This is a genomic window from Lacinutrix sp. MedPE-SW (assembly GCF_001874145.1).
Classification (GTDB): domain Bacteria; phylum Bacteroidota; class Bacteroidia; order Flavobacteriales; family Flavobacteriaceae; genus Lacinutrix.
In genome coordinates this window covers 223,848-240,196 of the sequence record NZ_MPCX01000001.1, presented here as the reverse complement: position 1 = coordinate 240,196, position 16,349 = coordinate 223,848, and the positions used below count along the sequence as shown (strand labels likewise).

At 30.3% G+C, this 16,349-nt stretch carries 17 protein-coding genes; 6 read left to right on the top strand and 11 right to left on the bottom strand.

Annotation, left to right across the window (positions count from 1 at the left end; genetic code table 11):
- Nucleotides 1-105 precede the first annotated feature (105 nt).
- Together BM549_RS01055 and BM549_RS01050 are read left to right on the top strand one after the other, a co-directional pair.
- On the top strand, nt 106-1,965 hold the full coding sequence (locus BM549_RS01055; RefSeq protein ID WP_290468553.1) for a DNA topoisomerase IV subunit B: 1,860 nt from the start codon (nt 106-108) through the stop codon (nt 1,963-1,965).
- 75 nt (nt 1,966-2,040) lie between these two features.
- Entirely contained in the window at nt 2,041-4,758 is a 2,718-nt protein-coding gene (locus BM549_RS01050) for a DNA gyrase/topoisomerase IV subunit A (protein WP_290468552.1), read from the top strand.
- A 12-nt stretch (nt 4,759-4,770) separates the two neighbouring features.
- On the opposite strand, the gene BM549_RS01045 is transcribed toward BM549_RS01050, so the two are convergent.
- The 3 genes from BM549_RS01045 to BM549_RS01035 form a co-directional block, all read right to left on the bottom strand.
- Nucleotides 4,771-5,565, bottom strand: a complete 795-nt coding sequence (locus tag BM549_RS01045; protein WP_290468551.1) for a TerC family protein — start codon at nt 5,563-5,565, stop codon at nt 4,771-4,773.
- 1 nt (nt 5,566) lies between these two features.
- Nucleotides 5,567-5,959: a DNA topoisomerase IV gene (locus BM549_RS01040; RefSeq protein ID WP_290468550.1), complete on the bottom strand. Its 393-nt coding sequence runs from the start codon at nt 5,957-5,959 to the stop codon at nt 5,567-5,569.
- A 104-nt stretch (nt 5,960-6,063) separates the two neighbouring features.
- A complete protein-coding gene (locus BM549_RS01035; RefSeq protein ID WP_290468549.1) occupies nt 6,064-6,480 on the bottom strand; it encodes a helix-turn-helix transcriptional regulator in 417 nt (138 codons plus the stop codon).
- A 312-nt stretch (nt 6,481-6,792) separates the two neighbouring features.
- Here BM549_RS01035 and BM549_RS01030 point away from each other — a divergent pair, with 312 nt between their 5' ends.
- The 3 genes from BM549_RS01030 to BM549_RS01020 all read left to right on the top strand — a co-directional run bounded on the left by BM549_RS01030 (nt 6,793) and on the right by BM549_RS01020 (nt 9,065).
- Nucleotides 6,793-7,932, top strand: coding sequence for a DUF2817 domain-containing protein (locus tag BM549_RS01030; protein ID WP_290468548.1), 1,140 nt, complete (start codon nt 6,793-6,795; stop codon nt 7,930-7,932).
- 71 nt (nt 7,933-8,003) lie between these two features.
- Nucleotides 8,004-8,483: a winged helix-turn-helix transcriptional regulator gene (locus tag BM549_RS01025; RefSeq protein WP_290468547.1), complete on the top strand. Its 480-nt coding sequence runs from the start codon at nt 8,004-8,006 to the stop codon at nt 8,481-8,483.
- A gap of 66 nt (nt 8,484-8,549) precedes the next feature.
- Nucleotides 8,550-9,065, top strand: coding sequence for a DinB family protein (locus BM549_RS01020; RefSeq protein WP_290468546.1), 516 nt, complete (start codon nt 8,550-8,552; stop codon nt 9,063-9,065).
- Nucleotide 9,066: 1 nt separating this feature from the next.
- On the opposite strand, the gene BM549_RS01015 is transcribed toward BM549_RS01020, so the two are convergent.
- Together BM549_RS01015 and aroB are read right to left on the bottom strand one after the other, a co-directional pair.
- A complete protein-coding gene (locus BM549_RS01015) occupies nt 9,067-9,360 on the bottom strand; it encodes a hypothetical protein (RefSeq protein WP_290468545.1) in 294 nt (97 codons plus the stop codon).
- Nucleotides 9,361-9,444: 84 nt separating this feature from the next.
- The gene (gene aroB / locus BM549_RS01010; RefSeq protein ID WP_290468544.1) at nt 9,445-10,512 is read right to left on the bottom strand and encodes a 3-dehydroquinate synthase; all 1,068 of its coding nucleotides are present in this window, start codon (nt 10,510-10,512) and stop codon (nt 9,445-9,447) included.
- Between the two features lie 90 nt (nt 10,513-10,602).
- Here aroB and BM549_RS01005 point away from each other — a divergent pair, with 90 nt between their 5' ends.
- Complete coding sequence (locus tag BM549_RS01005) at nt 10,603-11,775, top strand: proline dehydrogenase family protein (protein ID WP_290468543.1); 1,173 nt, start codon at nt 10,603-10,605, stop codon at nt 11,773-11,775.
- Here the strand turns inward: BM549_RS01005 and BM549_RS01000 are convergent.
- The 6 genes from BM549_RS01000 to BM549_RS00975 all read right to left on the bottom strand — a co-directional run bounded on the left by BM549_RS01000 (nt 11,772) and on the right by BM549_RS00975 (nt 16,331).
- The gene (locus BM549_RS01000; RefSeq protein WP_290468542.1) at nt 11,772-12,152 is read right to left on the bottom strand and encodes a DUF4258 domain-containing protein; all 381 of its coding nucleotides are present in this window, start codon (nt 12,150-12,152) and stop codon (nt 11,772-11,774) included. The two genes, BM549_RS01005 and BM549_RS01000, sit on opposite strands and share 4 nt — an antisense overlap.
- Nucleotides 12,153-12,249: 97 nt before the next feature.
- Nucleotides 12,250-13,449 (bottom strand): alanine dehydrogenase, encoded by a 1,200-nt coding sequence (locus tag BM549_RS00995; protein ID WP_290468541.1) that lies wholly within the window; start codon nt 13,447-13,449, stop codon nt 12,250-12,252.
- A gap of 65 nt (nt 13,450-13,514) precedes the next feature.
- Entirely contained in the window at nt 13,515-14,069 is a 555-nt protein-coding gene (locus tag BM549_RS00990) for a hypothetical protein (RefSeq protein WP_290468540.1), read from the bottom strand.
- Nucleotides 14,011-14,154, bottom strand: coding sequence for a hypothetical protein (locus BM549_RS00985; RefSeq protein ID WP_013871035.1), 144 nt, complete (start codon nt 14,152-14,154; stop codon nt 14,011-14,013). The genes BM549_RS00990 and BM549_RS00985 overlap by 59 nt, the downstream gene beginning before the upstream one ends.
- A gap of 186 nt (nt 14,155-14,340) precedes the next feature.
- Complete coding sequence (gene tsaE, locus BM549_RS00980) at nt 14,341-14,751, bottom strand: tRNA (adenosine(37)-N6)-threonylcarbamoyltransferase complex ATPase subunit type 1 TsaE (protein WP_290468539.1); 411 nt, start codon at nt 14,749-14,751, stop codon at nt 14,341-14,343.
- A 26-nt stretch (nt 14,752-14,777) separates the two neighbouring features.
- Nucleotides 14,778-16,331 carry a bifunctional response regulator/alkaline phosphatase family protein gene (locus tag BM549_RS00975; protein WP_290468538.1) on the bottom strand — a complete coding sequence of 518 codons (1,554 nt, stop codon included), beginning with the start codon at nt 16,329-16,331 and terminating at the stop codon, nt 14,778-14,780.
- Between the last annotated feature and the right edge of the window lie 18 nt (nt 16,332-16,349).

Here is a 16,349-nt window from a genome sequence, read left to right as displayed (position 1 = left end):
CAACAACATTGGCTTTTTATTGTTAATTACTTTCTTTAATGCCTATTTCATTTTTTATAGCGTTGTATTATATTAGCAACCTATCACGAAAATTTTCTCAATTCTATGTCTGAACAAACCAAATATACCGAAGATAATATACGCTCGTTAGATTGGAAAGAGCACATACGTATGCGTCCAGGTATGTATATTGGTAAGTTAGGTGATGGTTCATCGCCAGACGATGGTATCTATATACTTTTAAAAGAAGTTTTGGATAACTCGATAGATGAGTTTGTTATGGGTGCAGGAAAAACCATAGAAATTTCTGTTCAAGGTAGCAAAGTTATTGTTCGCGATTACGGGCGTGGTATACCATTAGGTAAAGTGGTAGACGTTGTATCTAAAATGAATACCGGTGGAAAGTACGACTCTAAAGCCTTTAAAAAATCTGTAGGATTAAATGGTGTTGGTACAAAAGCGGTAAATGCATTATCATCTTATTTTAGAGTAGAATCTTCTAGAGATGGTAAAAGTGCATCGGCAGATTTTGAACAAGGAAACCTTGTAAATCAAGAGTTTTTAGAAGAAACATCACGTAGAAAAGGAACGAAAGTATCTTTTATTCCGGATGAAATCATCTTTAAAAATTACAAATTCCGTAGTGAATATGTAGTTAAAATGCTTAAAAACTATGTGTACCTAAATCCAGGTTTAACCATAGTTTTTAATGGCGAAAAATATTACAGTGAAAACGGTTTAAAAGATCTTTTAGCTGAAAAAACAACAGAAACCGATTTACTATATCCAATTATTCATCTTCGTGGTGATGATATTGAAGTAGCTTTAACACACAGTAAAACGCAGTATAGCGAAGAATATAATAGTTTTGTAAACGGACAAAATACAACGCAAGGAGGAACACACTTAACAGCTTTTAGAGAAGCAGTTGTAAAAACCATTCGTGATTTTTATGGTAAACAATACGATGCGTCAGACATTAGAAAATCTATAATATCTGCCATAGCCATAAAAGTTATGGAACCTGTTTTTGAGAGTCAAACAAAAACAAAATTAGGATCTACAGACATGGGTGGCGATTTGCCAACAGTAAGAACCTATATTAACGATTTTTTAAAAACACACTTAGATAATTTTTTACATAAAAACCCTGATACTGCTGAGAAAATTCAACGTAAAATTCTTCAGGCAGAACGAGAACGTAAAGAATTATCTGGAATTAGAAAATTAGCAAAAGACAGAGCTAAAAAAGCGAGTTTGCATAACAAAAAACTACGCGATTGTCGTGTACATTTTGGTGATACTAAAAACGCAAGAAATTTAGAAACTACCTTGTTTATTACCGAGGGAGACTCAGCATCTGGTAGTATTACTAAATCAAGAGATGTAAATACGCAAGCCGTTTTTAGTTTAAAAGGAAAACCATTAAACTGCTATGGTTTAACAAAAAAAATAGTTTATGAAAACGAAGAGTTTAATCTCTTGCAAGCCGCATTAAATATAGAAGAGTCTTTAGAAGATTTACGTTATAATAATGTAGTAATAGCAACAGATGCCGATGTTGATGGTATGCACATTCGCTTATTATTAATAACGTTTTTTCTTCAGTTTTTTCCAGAAGTAATAAAAGAAGGACATTTATATATATTGCAAACACCATTATTTAGAGTACGTAATAAAAAGGAAACGATTTATTGTTATTCTGAAGAAGAACGCCGCGATGCTATAGAAAAATTAAAACCAAAACCAGAAATCACCCGATTTAAAGGTTTAGGTGAAATTTCGCCAGATGAATTTGTTCATTTTATTGGTGAAGACATTCGTTTAGATCCTGTAATGTTAGACGATAATATGTCTATAGACGAGTTATTGGCTTTTTATATGGGAAAAAACACACCAACAAGACAAGAATTTATTATTGATAATTTAAAGGTGGAATTAGATTTAATTGAGGAAGATAAATAAACCATTTGTCATTTCGTACTAGATACGAAATCCACAAAAGAAAAATAGATTTCTGCTTTAGCAGAAGTAATAAGTATGACTGAAGACCAAAACGACGACCTAACAAACGAAAATTTAGAAAATCAAGAACCACAAGAAACTATTACCAGGATTACTGGTATGTATAAAGAGTGGTTTTTAGATTACGCTTCGTATGTAATTTTAGAACGTGCAGTACCAGCAATTGAAGATGGTTTTAAACCTGTACAACGTCGTATCATGCACTCTATGAAGGATCTTGACGATGGGCGTTACAATAAAGTAGCTAATATTGTTGGTCATACCATGCAGTATCATCCGCACGGTGACGCCAGTATTGCAGATGCTATGGTGCAAATTGGTCAAAAAGATTTACTAATAGATACGCAAGGAAACTGGGGAAATATTTTAACCGGAGATCGTGCAGCAGCCTCAAGATATATTGAAGCTCGTATTTCAAAATTTGGTTTAGATGTTGTTTACAATCCTAAAATAACCGAGTGGCAACTAAGTTATGATGGTCGTAGAAAAGAACCAGTAAATTTACCGGTAATGTTTCCGCTATTATTAGCACAAGGCGGTGAAGGTATTGCTGTTGGTCTTTCAACAAAAATTTTACCTCATAATTTTATAGAGCTAATTGAGGCTTCAATAAAACACTTGCAAGGCAAACGTTTTACACTAGTTCCAGATTTTCCAACTGCAGGAATTGCAGATTTTTCTAATTATAACGATGGATTACGAGGAGGAAAAGTGCGTGTACGTGCAAAAATTTCTCAAGTAGATAAAACAACTTTAGCTATAACCGAAATTCCTTACGGTACAACAACATCATCGCTAATAGATTCTATTCTAAAAGCAAATGATAAAGGAAAAATTAAGATTAAAAAAATTGAAGACAATACTGCTGCCCAAGTAGAAATATTAATCCATTTACCTTCAGGTTTATCGCCAGATAAAACCATAGATGCTTTATATGCTTTTACAAGTTGTGAAAGTTCAATTTCACCATTAGGCTGTGTAATTGAAGATAATAAACCATTATTTATAGGCGTTACCGAGATGCTTAGGCGCTCTACAGATAACACTGTTCAATTATTAAAACAAGAATTAGAAATTAAACTTGGTGAGTTTGAAGAGCAATGGCACTTCGCAAGTTTAGAGCGTATTTTTATAGAAAATAGAATATATCGTGATATTGAAGAAGAAGAAACTTGGGATGGTGTTATAAATGCAATAGACAAAGGACTTCAGCCACATATAAAACATTTAAAAAGAGCGATAACAGTTGAAGATATTACACGTTTAACAGAAATTAGAATTAAACGTATTTCAAAATTTGATATTGATAAAGCACAGCAAAAAATTGATGCTTTAGAAGAGCAAATTGCAGAAGTAAAACACCATTTAGCAAACTTAATAGATTATGCTATTGCTTATTTTTCAAGACTTAAAAAAGAATACGGTGAAGGTAAAGAGCGTAAAACAGAAATTCGTGCTTTTGAAGATGTAGATGCTACAAAAGTAGTTATTAGAAACACGAAACTTTATGTAAATAGAGAAGAAGGTTTTATAGGTACATCGTTACGTCGTGATGAGTATGTTTGCGATTGTAGTGATATAGATGATATTATTGCATTTACAGCTTCTGGAAAAATGATGGTTACCAAAGTAGACTCTAAAACGTTTATAGGTAAAAATATAATTCACGTTGCTGTCTTTAAAAAGAAAGACAAACGCACCATTTATAATATGATTTATCGAGATGGTACTAAAGGTGCTAGTTATATTAAGCGTTTTGCAGTAACATCAATGACTCGTGATAGAGAATACGATTTAACTAATGGAAGTAAAGGCTCAAAACTTTGGTATTTTTCTGCAAACCCAAATGGTGAAGCCGAAGTTATTACAGTATTCCTACGTCAAGTAGGAAGTATAAAAAAATTAAAATGGGATATTGATTTTGCAGATATTTTAATAAAAGGCCGCTCAAGTAAAGGAAATGTAGTTACAAAATATGCAATTAAAAAAATAGAACTAAAAGAAGAAGGCGTGTCTACATTAAAACCAAGAAAAATTTGGTTTGATGATGCTGTGCAACGATTAAATGTAGATGGCCGTGGAGATTTAGTAGGAGAATTTAGAGGAGAAGATAAGCTATTAATAATAAACCAAAAAGGAATTGTAAAAACAGTAACACCAGAAGTAACATTACATTTTGATAGTGATATGATTGTTATGGAAAAGTGGATTCCTAAAAAACCTATCTCTGCAATTTATTATGATGGAGAAAAAGAAAAATATTATGTAAAGCGTTTTTTAATAGAAAATGAAGATAAAGAAGAATTGTTTATCTCAGACCATGAAAATTCACAACTAGAAATAGTATCTACAGATTGGCGACCAGTTGCAGAAATTGTATTTGCTAAAGAAAGAGGAAAAGATAGACGAGAAAACGAAGAAGTAAACATTGAAGAGTTTATTGCAGTAAAAGGTATATCTGCATTAGGAAACCAACTTACAAAATACAAAGTAAATCAAGTAAGTTTATTAGATCCTTTACCTTACGAAGCTCCAGAAGAAGTTCATGCTGAAGAATTGGAAGTTAGTGATGAAGTTGTTGTAGAAAACACATTACCAATAGATGTTCCAGAGGTAGAAAAATCTAAGTCGGAATTTATTAGTAAAGAGGAAAAAGCAAAAAAAGCTTTAGAAAGAGCAATTAAAAAGAAAAAAGAAAACTTGGATGATGATGAGCAAACATCGTTATTTTAAATTTAAAAATAATTAATTATTAGGTTTTGTTTTTCTTGTTTTGTTATTTAAAAACTCTACAAATAGAGAGAATGCAATAGCAAAATATAAATAGCCTTTAGGTATTGCTCCAACAGTTTTTCCAAATAAAGTTGTCTCACTTAAATGTGCAGCTTCAGTAATAAGCATAAAGCCAATTAAAATTAAAAAAGCTAAAGCTAAAATTTGAATACTAGGGTGACGCTCTATAAAAAGTCTTATTCTGTTTGCAAAACCAATCATCACAATAATAGAAATTACTACAGCAATAATCATTAGCACAAGGTTGTAATTATGATTTTCACTTAAACCATTAGTCATACCAACTGCTGTTAAAATAGAATCTATAGAAAAAATAAAATCTATAATCAAAATTTGAACTAACGCTTGTTTAAGCGATTTTATAATTTTTCCCTTAACAGAATCTTCGTCATGAGTTGGCGTTTCTACTTTTTCTTTAATTTCAGATGTGCTTTTATATATTAAAAACAAGCCACCAGTAAAAAGTATTATACTTTGCCAAGTTAATTCTATAGTTAGCCAACTAGATTCAAGAGTATAAAAAGGTTTAGAGAGTCCTATTAAAAACGATACAAAAAATAATAATATAATACGTTGCACCATGGCTAGAATAAGGCCAATATTTGTGGCTTTTTTGCGCTGGCTTTCTGGTAATTTGTTTGCTGCAATAGAAATAAAAATAATATTATCTATACCTAAAATAATTTCTAAAAAAGTTAATGTAAGTAATGCAAATATTGCATCTGTAGATAATAAGAAATCTAACATATTAGTTTATTTTTTTAAATTTATAAGCAGTTCCTTTTTGTTTTTGTGTTTTTCCAACATAACTATATTCAAACGTATAGCTAGAATCTGTAGTAGTTAATATTTTTAAATGAATATCATTTTTATCAACCATGCGTTTTGGGTTAATGGTTTTAAAAATAACTTCACAATCATTAATCCATCTAATTTTAGATTTCTGTACTTTTCCATCAAACTCTTCAATCTGTAAAGTATCATTTCTTATAATTTTACCTTGCTTTTCTACACCAGCATCTATGTAGCTAAAAGTAAAAATACCTGTTTTATAATCTGTACAATTTCTTTGTGGTTGTTGGCAACTGTAATTTAAAAATAAACTAAAAAAGATAATTAACAGGAAAAGTGCTTTTTTCATTTTGTAAAATGTGTTTAAGCAAAATTACAAAATGAAAAGCTTAAAATGTTATTTTTTTGCACTTGCTTAGAATCGCGTATTTAAAAATAAATAGGAGATAGTGCTTAATTTTCAAAATTTGAAAAACTACCATCTTTGTAAAAAATAATGATACGTTCGATTTCTTTTTTAGAATTTGAAGAAATTATTTTTTCAACAGAAATTTCTCTTGGTGCATTTTCGTTTTCAGATTTTGAAAATAAATCTTGATTTTCTTCAATTGGTTTTTTTTCAATTTTTGGTTTGTTATTTTCAACTGAAGGAAAATTTCCTTTCCCATTCATTAACCAATACAATTCTACTTCCGGAAAAGTGGAGAGTACTTTTAGTACAAATTCTAAACTTGGTTTATTTCTTCCAGAAAGAATGTGTGAAATACTAGAGCGTTGCACACCAATTTTTTCGGCAAAAGAAGAAGCGCTTTCACCGTAATAATCTATTACTTTTTTTAGTCTTTTAGTAAATTCTTGGTTGTTTATCATAGCGATACAAATGTAAACAATTTGTTTGAATTTATTTGTTTACATTTGTAAAACTATTGATTTTTATATCAAAATTTAGACGTTTACAAAGCTTCTTTTATTAAATAATCACTTTAAGTATAGTTTGTTAAACATCTGATTAATAATTTAATAAATTATATTTTAGATATTTTATAGTTTTTTATAATTACTAAAGTTTTGAAATCTTAAAAAAAGCTAATTTTTGGTTACATCTGTAAATTACATTTGTAACAATTTGTGTTTACATTTGTAAAATAGATATTGTTTACATTTGTAACATAAAAATATCTAATGAAAAACTCACTCTTAAAAAACCTTTATATTAAACATAAAGAAACCAGTTTGTCTGGTAGATATATTCATACAAAATCTATTGCTCCTCTTTTAAATAAGCATAGTAAATTTTTTAAAATAGAAACTATAGGTCAATCTGTTTTAAGTGAAAATATATACTCTATAACTCTTGGTACTGGACCAAATAAAATACTAATGTGGTCTCAAATGCATGGTAATGAATCTACGACTACAAAGGCGTTATTTGATTTATTAAACCTCTTTAGTGAAGACAAGTCTAATAACATACTTAAAAACTGTACTATTCTTATTGTGCCTATTTTAAATCCAGATGGCGCTTTAGCTTATACGCGATTAAACGCTAATAATGTAGATTTAAATAGAGATGCGCAAGCCTTATCGCAACCCGAAAGTGTTGTTTTAAACACTCTTTTTAATGATTTTAAACCTCATTTTTGCTTTAATCTTCATGGACAACGCACTATTTTTAGTGCAGGAAACACTAATAGTACTGCAAGTTTGTCTTTTTTGTCTCCAGCTCAAGATCAAGAATGCACCATTACAGACAATCGAAAGGTCGCTATGTCTTTAATTGTTAAGATTAATAACATGCTTCAGGAAGAGTTGCCTAATCAAGTAGGAACCTACGATGATGCTTATAATATAAATTGTGTTGGCGATGCTTTTCAAAGCTTAAATGTACCTACAGTACTTTTTGAAGCTGGACATTGTAAAAACGATTACAATAGAGAAGAAGTAAGGCGTTATGTGTTTCAGTCTTATTTGGTAGCTTTAAATGCTATTGCAAATAACCAAATTGAGTTGTTAGATTTTGAAGATTATTTAAATATTCCTGAAAATAAAAAGCTTTTTTATGATATAATTATTAAAAACGTACTTGTTAATAATAGGCATATTGATATTGCAGTGCACTATGAAGAGCGATTAATTGACGAAAAAGTAAACTTTATACCAAAAATTTCAAAAATTGATAATTTAGATGGCTTTTTTGCTCATAAGTATATTGAAGCCAATGGTTATAAGGCTCTTGAGCACTTGGTTGATGTTCCGCAAATAGGCAGCGAAATCGATTTCGTAATCATCGACAATGTAAAATTATTATTAAATGTTGAGTAATCTTAAATTTTAGTATAGAATATTCATTAAAAATGTATTATTTTTGCTTTTTATTTAATAAAATAATCAAAATGGCAAAATTTAAATTAGACGAAATCGATCATCAAATACTTGATATGTTGATTGATAATACTAGAGTTCCTTTTACAGATATCGCAAAAAAACTGTTAATATCTGCAGGAACTGTGCATGTAAGAGTGAAAAAAATGGAAGATGCAGGAATTATTAAAGGTTCTTCGTTAACATTAGACTACAAAAAACTAGGATATTCTTTTATAGCTTATGTTGGAGTGTTTTTACAAAATACTTCACAAACAAAATTTGTTTTAGAGCGTATAAATGAGATTCCATTTGTTACTGTAGCACACGTTACTACTGGTAAATTTAATATTTTTTGCAAAATTAGAGCAAGAGACACAGAGCATGCTAAAGATGTTATTTTTAGGCTTGACGATATCGATGGTGTTTATCGTACAGAAACAATGATTTCTTTAGAAGAAAGCTTAAACGATAAAAAACGTTTAATGCACGATATTTTCAATACTTTATAAGTTTTATAATACAATTTTAAAGTCCTTTAGTTATATTGCTAAAGGACTTTTTTTTTATTTTAATTTATGAAAGCAGCAGATTTAAACGATACGGAGTATATACCTTATTTTCAAACTTATATTAATAAGTTAGGAGATTTAGTTTTATTAGATAGCTTAGAAGATGGTTTAGAAAAAACTATTAATTTTTTTCAATCTATTCCTGAAGATAAGCATGAGTATAGGTATGCAGAAGGCAAATGGACAATTAAAGAAATTATAAATCATTTAATTGATTCTGAAAGGGTTTTTTGTTACCGTGCATTGCGTTTTTCTAGAAACGACACAACGCCATTATCCGGTTTCGATCATGATGATTATGTGCTTAATAGCAATGCAAACAAGCGAACTGTTAAAGCTTTACTTGAAGAATATTCTTTAATAAGGCAAGCAACAATTAAAATGTTTCAAACTTTTGATTCAAGCGTTTTAAAATTAAAAGGTCAAGCGGGTAGTGGTACGGTTTCGGTTAGAGCATTAGGTTTTTTAATAGCTGGTCATGAAAAACACCACTGCCAAATTGTTGAAGAGCGTTATTTGTAAATTAATCTTCGGTATTAATGTCGTTAAAAGATTCGTCTATTAAAATATGTCCATCTTCATTTAATACCAAATCATCTTTATCTCCAAAATTAGCCATTGTGTAGTGTAATTTGCTGCCAACTTTTACTAGATAAATGGTGTCTTCGGTTTTTATTTCGACCGCTTCAATTGTTTCATTCTTATGGTTGTCGAAAACAAGAATATCATCATCTCCATAACCATCAGGAAATTTTTGTGTTAGTAGTTGTAACACTTCTGGAGTAAGTTTTTTATAGTCTACAATAACTCTACGCATAACAATTAAATTTTTAGTTAGTGCTTAAGTTTAGTATTAAATTAATTAGCTCTATAAAATTACAAATTTTTGTTATACCAAATACTACATATTATAAAAATTAAAAGCTTCTAAAATATGTTTTTCTTCTACTATGCAATTAATCTTAGGTTTACCAATAGCCTCGAGTAATACAAAGTTTACATTGCCGTGTTCGTTTTTCTTGTCGTATTTTAACAAATCTATAATAGGAGCGTAGTCTGTTTCATTAAACGTTACATGGCCATAAACAGCTTTTAATATGGTTTTAATATTATTATTAAGGTCTTTAGAAAAATCACAATAAATTGTTGATAGGTAATTTGCTAAAATTATTCCAACAGCAATAGCTTCACCATGTAACAATCGTTTTTTATCGTCGGTATTCATAAAATACGATTCTATGGCATGACCAAGAGTATGGCCGTAATTTAAAGTTTTTCTTAAACCATGCTCTTCAGGATCTTGCTCTACAATATCTTTTTTTATAATTATAGATTCGTATATTAAAGAATCTAAATCTTCAATTGTAGATTGAGATAAATCTTGAAGTTTATTCCAGTAAGATTCATCATGTATTAATCCATGTTTAAGCATTTCGGCTAAACCAGAACGCATTTCTAATTGTGGTAATGTGTTAAGAAAAGACGTGTCTACAACAATTAATTGCGGTGTGTTTATTACGCCAATTTGATTTTTTAAATGACCTAAATCAATACCGGTTTTACCGCCAATAGAGGCGTCTACCATGGCAAGTAAAGAGGTTGGTATATTTATAAAATCTATACCACGCTTAAAAGTAGAAGCTACAAAGCCACCTAAATCTGTAACAACGCCGCCACCTATATTTATAATAACACTTTTTCTATCTGCTCCATATTCAGATAAAGCTTCCCAAAGACCCAAGCAAATATCTAGATTTTTTTGCTCTTCTCCAGGTTCGATTTCTAGAATATCATACGCTATGTCGGCATTAATTTTTGCTAAAAAAAATGGCACACAATCAATATTTGTGTTAGTATCTGCCAAAATGTAAACTTTAGAATAGTTAGCTTCTTTTAGATGGTTGTTTAGTGCAGTATATCCTTCGTCATTAAAAAAAATGGTATAATCTTGAGTGGTAATTGGCGTCATTTAAAGCTTTTTTTTTGTGTTGTAAAAATAAGGAGTTTTTAAAGAAATATGATAGACATCAATTATATTTGCGTAAATTTTTTTTAGCATATGAATACCGAAAAAATCTTTAATAACACCAAAATTGCTTTTGCTTTAAAAAGTAATGCAGAATTAGATCGTGCTTATTATTTATTTAAAATGATAGCCAATAGGCCTTTGGTGAAAATTGGTACCGCACTTACAAATTTTGCCTTAAAATTAAGGTTACCTGTAATTGGTTTGATACGTATTACGGTTTTCGATCATTTTTGTGGTGGTGTTAACGAGAAAGATTGTATACCAACTATAGATAGAATGTATGGAGCTAGAGTGTGTTCTGTATTAGATTATTCGGTTGAAGGAAAAGCTTCAGAAAATCAATTTGATGATGCAACAGAGCGTTTAATTAAAATTATTGAATTTTCAGAAAAAAAAGACGCAATGCCTATTGTGGTTTTTAAACCTACAGCATTAGGTAGGTTTTATTTATTTCAGAAAAAAGGAGAAGGTAAAACCTTAACGACAGAAGAGGAAGCAGAGTGGCAAAGAATAATTGGAAGACTAGATAGACTTTGTAAATTATCAAAATTTAAAGACGTTGAAGTTTTAATTGATGCTGAAGAAAGCTGGATGCAAGATACAGCAGATGAGATTGTTGAATTAATGATGGAGCGTTATAATAAAGAGGTGCCATATGTTTACAATACCTTACAAACTTACCGTTGGGATCGCTTTGATTTTTTAAAAGCTTCTCACGAAAGAGCAAAGAGAAAAGGGTATAAATTAGGCTATAAAATTGTACGTGGCGCATATATGGAAAAAGAGCGAGAACGTGCAATTGAAAAAGGGTATGAGTCTCCAATTTGTAGAGATAAAAAAACAACAGATGACAATTTTAATAAATGTCAAAAGTATATTTTAGAAAATATTGAGGATATTTCCATTTTTGTTGGTACTCATAATGAGGAAAGTACATATTTAGCAATGCAACAAATGGAGTTATTGAATATTAATAAAGAAGATAACCGTGTGTGGTTTGGCCAGCTTTATGGTATGAGTGATCATATTAGTTTTAACCTGGCAGCAAAAGGATATAATGTTGCAAAATATTTACCGTTTGGGCCAGTGAAAGATGTTATGCCTTATTTAATTAGAAGAGCAGAAGAGAACACATCGGTTGCTGGGCAAACCAGTAGAGAGTTAACTTTGCTTGATAAAGAAAGAAAGAGAAGAAGAGCTTAGTTAGTAAATTTTATTGTTTTTATAAAAGCTTTCTCTTTGCAGTTTTCTATTATTAAAGCTGTTTCTTTCTGTTCTATTTCACCTTCTACAAAATATATTCCGCAAGGTTTTTTTCTGCTTTCACTTTTAGAAAAATTTATATCACCTTTATATAAAATATAATTTATTTGAGTGGTGTCAATACTTTTATTTTTCATAAAGTCTTGAGCTTCTATGCTATAGATTAGTTGTTTTGAATTAATACTTTTTAAAACTCTTGCGTCTGGGCCGTAATCAAATTTACAAGATGCTTTTCTACCATTAAGAAAAAATGCTAGTAGTACTAAGCCAATGGCGAAGCCGCCAAAATAATATCCAAATCTTTTAAGTAATTGCATTAAAGAGAGTTTTTAGTCATCGTTATAGTGATGAGCTATCGTTTTGCAAAATTCGTTAATTAAACCGATTTATAATAGAAAAAGTTTAAATTGTTATTTAAAAAATAAGCAAGTTAACATCATTATATTTTAAATCAAACCATTCGCCAACAGCTCGGCTTGTTAATATACCATGGTAAAAATATAATCCGTTCTTTAGGCCGCGATCCATTCTTAAAGAATGTTCTAAACCGCCATCTTCGGCGATTTTTAGTAAATAAGGAGTAAAAATATTGCTAATAGATGCAGAAGCGGTTCTAGAAAAACGTGCAGGAATATTTGGTACACAATAGTGTGTTACTCCATGTTTTTTAAATGTTGGACTTTTATGAGATGTTACTTCGCTAGTCTCAAAACAGCCTCCCATATCTATACTTACATCAATAACTACAGAGCCTTTTTTCATTTGTTCAACCATTGTTTCGCTAACTATAACTGGAGATCTGTCTTTTCCACGAACGGCTCCAATTACAACATCGCACCTTTTTAATGCTTTGTTTAAATACTTTGGTTGTATGGTAGATGTGTATAATGTACGGCCTAAATTGGCTTGAACGCATCGTAGTTTAGTTATAGAATTATCAAATATTTTAACATTAGCACCTAGACCAATTGCACTTCTTGCAGCAAATTCGCCTACTGTTCCAGCGCCTAAAATAACTACTTCTACAGGTGGAACACCACTTATGTTTCCAAATAATAATCCGTTTCCTTCGTTAGAATTACTTAATAACTCTGAAGCTATTAAAACAGATGCAGTTCCTGCAATTTCACTAAGAGCTCTAACAGCTGGATATGCACCGTCATCATCTCTAATAAACTCGAAAGCTAGTGCAGTAATACGTTTAGTGGCTAAAGTTTCAAAATATTTTTTACTCTGTGTTTTCAATTGCAGAGCAGAAATTAAAATAGTTTGAGGATTTATTAGTTTTAGTTCTTCTATAGTTGGAGGTTCAACTTTTAAAATCATTGGGCAAGCGTAAACTTTTGCAATGTCGTTTGTTATTTCTGCTCCATTTTCGCTATACTCTTTGTCGCTAAATTTAGAACCTTCTCCAGCTCCAGATTCTATAAGTACTCTATGGCCATTATTTACAATAGCAGAAACGGCGTCTGGTGTTAAGCATACGCGTTTTTCTTGAAAGGAAGTTTCTTTTGGTATACCAATAAATAAAGAGCTTTTGCCTTTTAATATCTCTAAAGTTTCTTCTTGAGGAAGTAATTGTGCTTTTGAAAAAGGTGTAATGGATTCTGCCATTTTAATTATTATATTTTATAAAAAATTAAAATACGAATAAATTATTTGATAATGAGAAGTACTAATTAAAAATACTGCTTAATTTTCCCCCAAATAGTTTTTGGTTTAAACATTAACTCGTCTTCTAGCTCTTGGGTAGTTTTATTAATAGTATTGACAGTGTTGAACATGTGAGACCTCATAAGGTATATTGAAGGAATAACAACTGCCATTACCGGTACTAAATGAATTAATTGAAATTCATCTATATATTCCATGTCATCATTTAATGCTCCAATTATTTGATAAGTAAACATTGCGATTGGTACAAGTAAAGCGTGGTACCACCAATGTCTGCATGTGAAGAACCAAATAAATAGTAAAAGTACTGGGACGACTTTCATTAATATAGACCAAATTCCTACACGAGCATCTTCATAAAAACCGCTTTCGTAAGTAAAAAACCAAGTTTCCCAAGTTTTAGTTTCTGGTATATATTCGTAAGTATAAAAAATAAAGGGAGTAATTGCTATTATTGTAGCAAAAATACTCCCTAGTATAATACTCTTGTTAAACTTTAATTTATCCGTGTTTACGTATTTTAAGTTTTGCTTTGTCAACTCCTGTGTGCGTTTGCTCATTTAAATCGATAATGTTTGTCGCGTTTGCAGTGAATAATACACCACCAAAGATAGCTAATGCTAATACATACTTTTTTGTTTTCATAATGTTAGGGTTTATAAGGGATTAAATTAATTAATTACTCAAATCTATATAAAATCCTAACTGATATAACGCGTAAATGTTAAAAATATGTTAAAAAAACGTTTTTATAAAATTTTAATTACGGTAAAAACCGTAAACGTTCCAAATGTACACTTTTTTACGACAAAAAAAAGTGGTCATTTTTTTTTATTCATTAACCAATGTTAATAATCTTTTGTTTGCCTCTGGACTTGTAATTACTATTCTATTGTATTTTTCATGAAGTAATGACTCGACTATATTTGGCCACTCTATTAATACCCACGCGTTCTTGTCTAAATAATCTTCTATACCAAAATCGTATAATTCTTCTTCGTTCTCAATTCTATATAAATCGAAATGATAAATAGGAGTTGAATTAGTAGAGTATTCGTTTACTAATGAAAATGTAGGGCTACTTACAATATCGTTACTACCAAGTGCTTTAACTATTGCATTAATTAATGTGGTTTTACCCATGCCCATTTCTGCATCAAATAAAAGTATTTTTGAAGTGCTAGCGTCAATAATTTTTTTAGCAATATTATCTATCTCTTTTAAAGTGTATGTTTCTCGCATTAAAACATTTTTTTTGCAAAATTAGTTTATTTCGGATTTAATACTACAAAAGGTATAATCATTTCTTCAAGAGAAACGCCGCCATGTTGGTATGTATTACGATAATAGCTTACGTAATGATTATAATTATTTGGGTAAGCAAAAAACAAATCGCTTTTAGCAAAAATAAAAGAACTATTCATAGATAAAGATGGTAGATGAATTGTTTTAGGGTCTTTTGCTGCTAATACATCTTTGGTTTCGTAGCTTAAACTTCTGCCTGTTTTATAGCGTAGATTTAAGCTAGTATCTCTGTCTCCAATAACTTTTGATGGGTTTTTTACATTAATAGTACCATGATCTGTAGTTAGTATAAGTTTGAAGCCCATTTGTTGTGCGTGTTGTATCATCTCTAATAAAGGAGAGTTTTTAAACCAGCTTTGGGTTAGCGATCTGTAAGCTTTATCGTTAGAGGCTAACTCTTTTACTACGTCCATTTCTGTTTTAGAATGAGATAACATGTCTACAAAATTGTAAACAACTACAGTAAGGTCGTTTTCTTTAAGACCTTTAAAATTGTCTGCTAATTTTTTTCCATCTTTTAAATTAGTAATTTTATAATACTCATGTTTAAGGTTTGAAAGTCCTAAACGTTTCATTTGCGCATTTAAAAAATCGGCTTCATGAAGATTTTTTCCACCTTCATCTGTATCGTTTTTCCAGTATTCTGGGTGAAGTTTTTCCATGTCACTTGGCATTAAGCCAGAAAAAATAGCGTTTCTTGCATATTGTGTAGCTGTTGGTAGTATGCTATAAAAAGGAGTTTCAGTTTCTTTTTTGTAATGATTGCTTACTATAGGTTCGAAGGCTTTCCATTGGTCGTAACGTAAATTATCTATAACAACTAATAGTGTAGGTTGTTCTTTGCTAAGTTCTGGAACAATTTTATCTTTAAATAACACGTGAGATAAAGTAGGCGCGTCTGTATTAGGTTCAAACCAACTTGGGTATTCTTTATCTATAAATTTTCCGAATTGAATATTTGCCTCATTTTTTTGTGATTCTAAAATCTCAAACATGCCAGTGTCTTCAATATCTTCTAGTTGCATTTCCCAATAAATAAGTTTTTGGTATAAGGCAGCCCATTCACTATAAGAATTTACCATAGACATATCCATAGCAATTTTTCTAAACTCCTGTTGGTAATTAGAGGTTGTTTTTTCAGACACTAATCTTGAGTGATCCAAATTCTTTTTTAAACTTAATAGAATTTGGTTAGGGTTTACAGGTTTTATTAGGTAATCTGCAATTTTATTCCCAATGGCTTCTTCCATTATATATTCTTCTTCACTTTTTGTAATCATTACAACAGGAAGCGAAGCTTCTTTTTCTTTAATTTCATTTAGAGTTTCAAGACCTGTTAGTCCAGGCATGTTTTCGTCAAGAAAAACAATATCAAACTTTTGTTCGTCTAATATGTCTAGAGCTTCTGTGCCGCTATTGCATTTTGTAACAGCGTAATTTTTTTTCTCTAAAAAGAGAATATGAGGTTTAAGTAAATCTATTTCATCGTCAACCCAAAGTATATTTATTTTATCCATGTATATTTGTTGTATAAT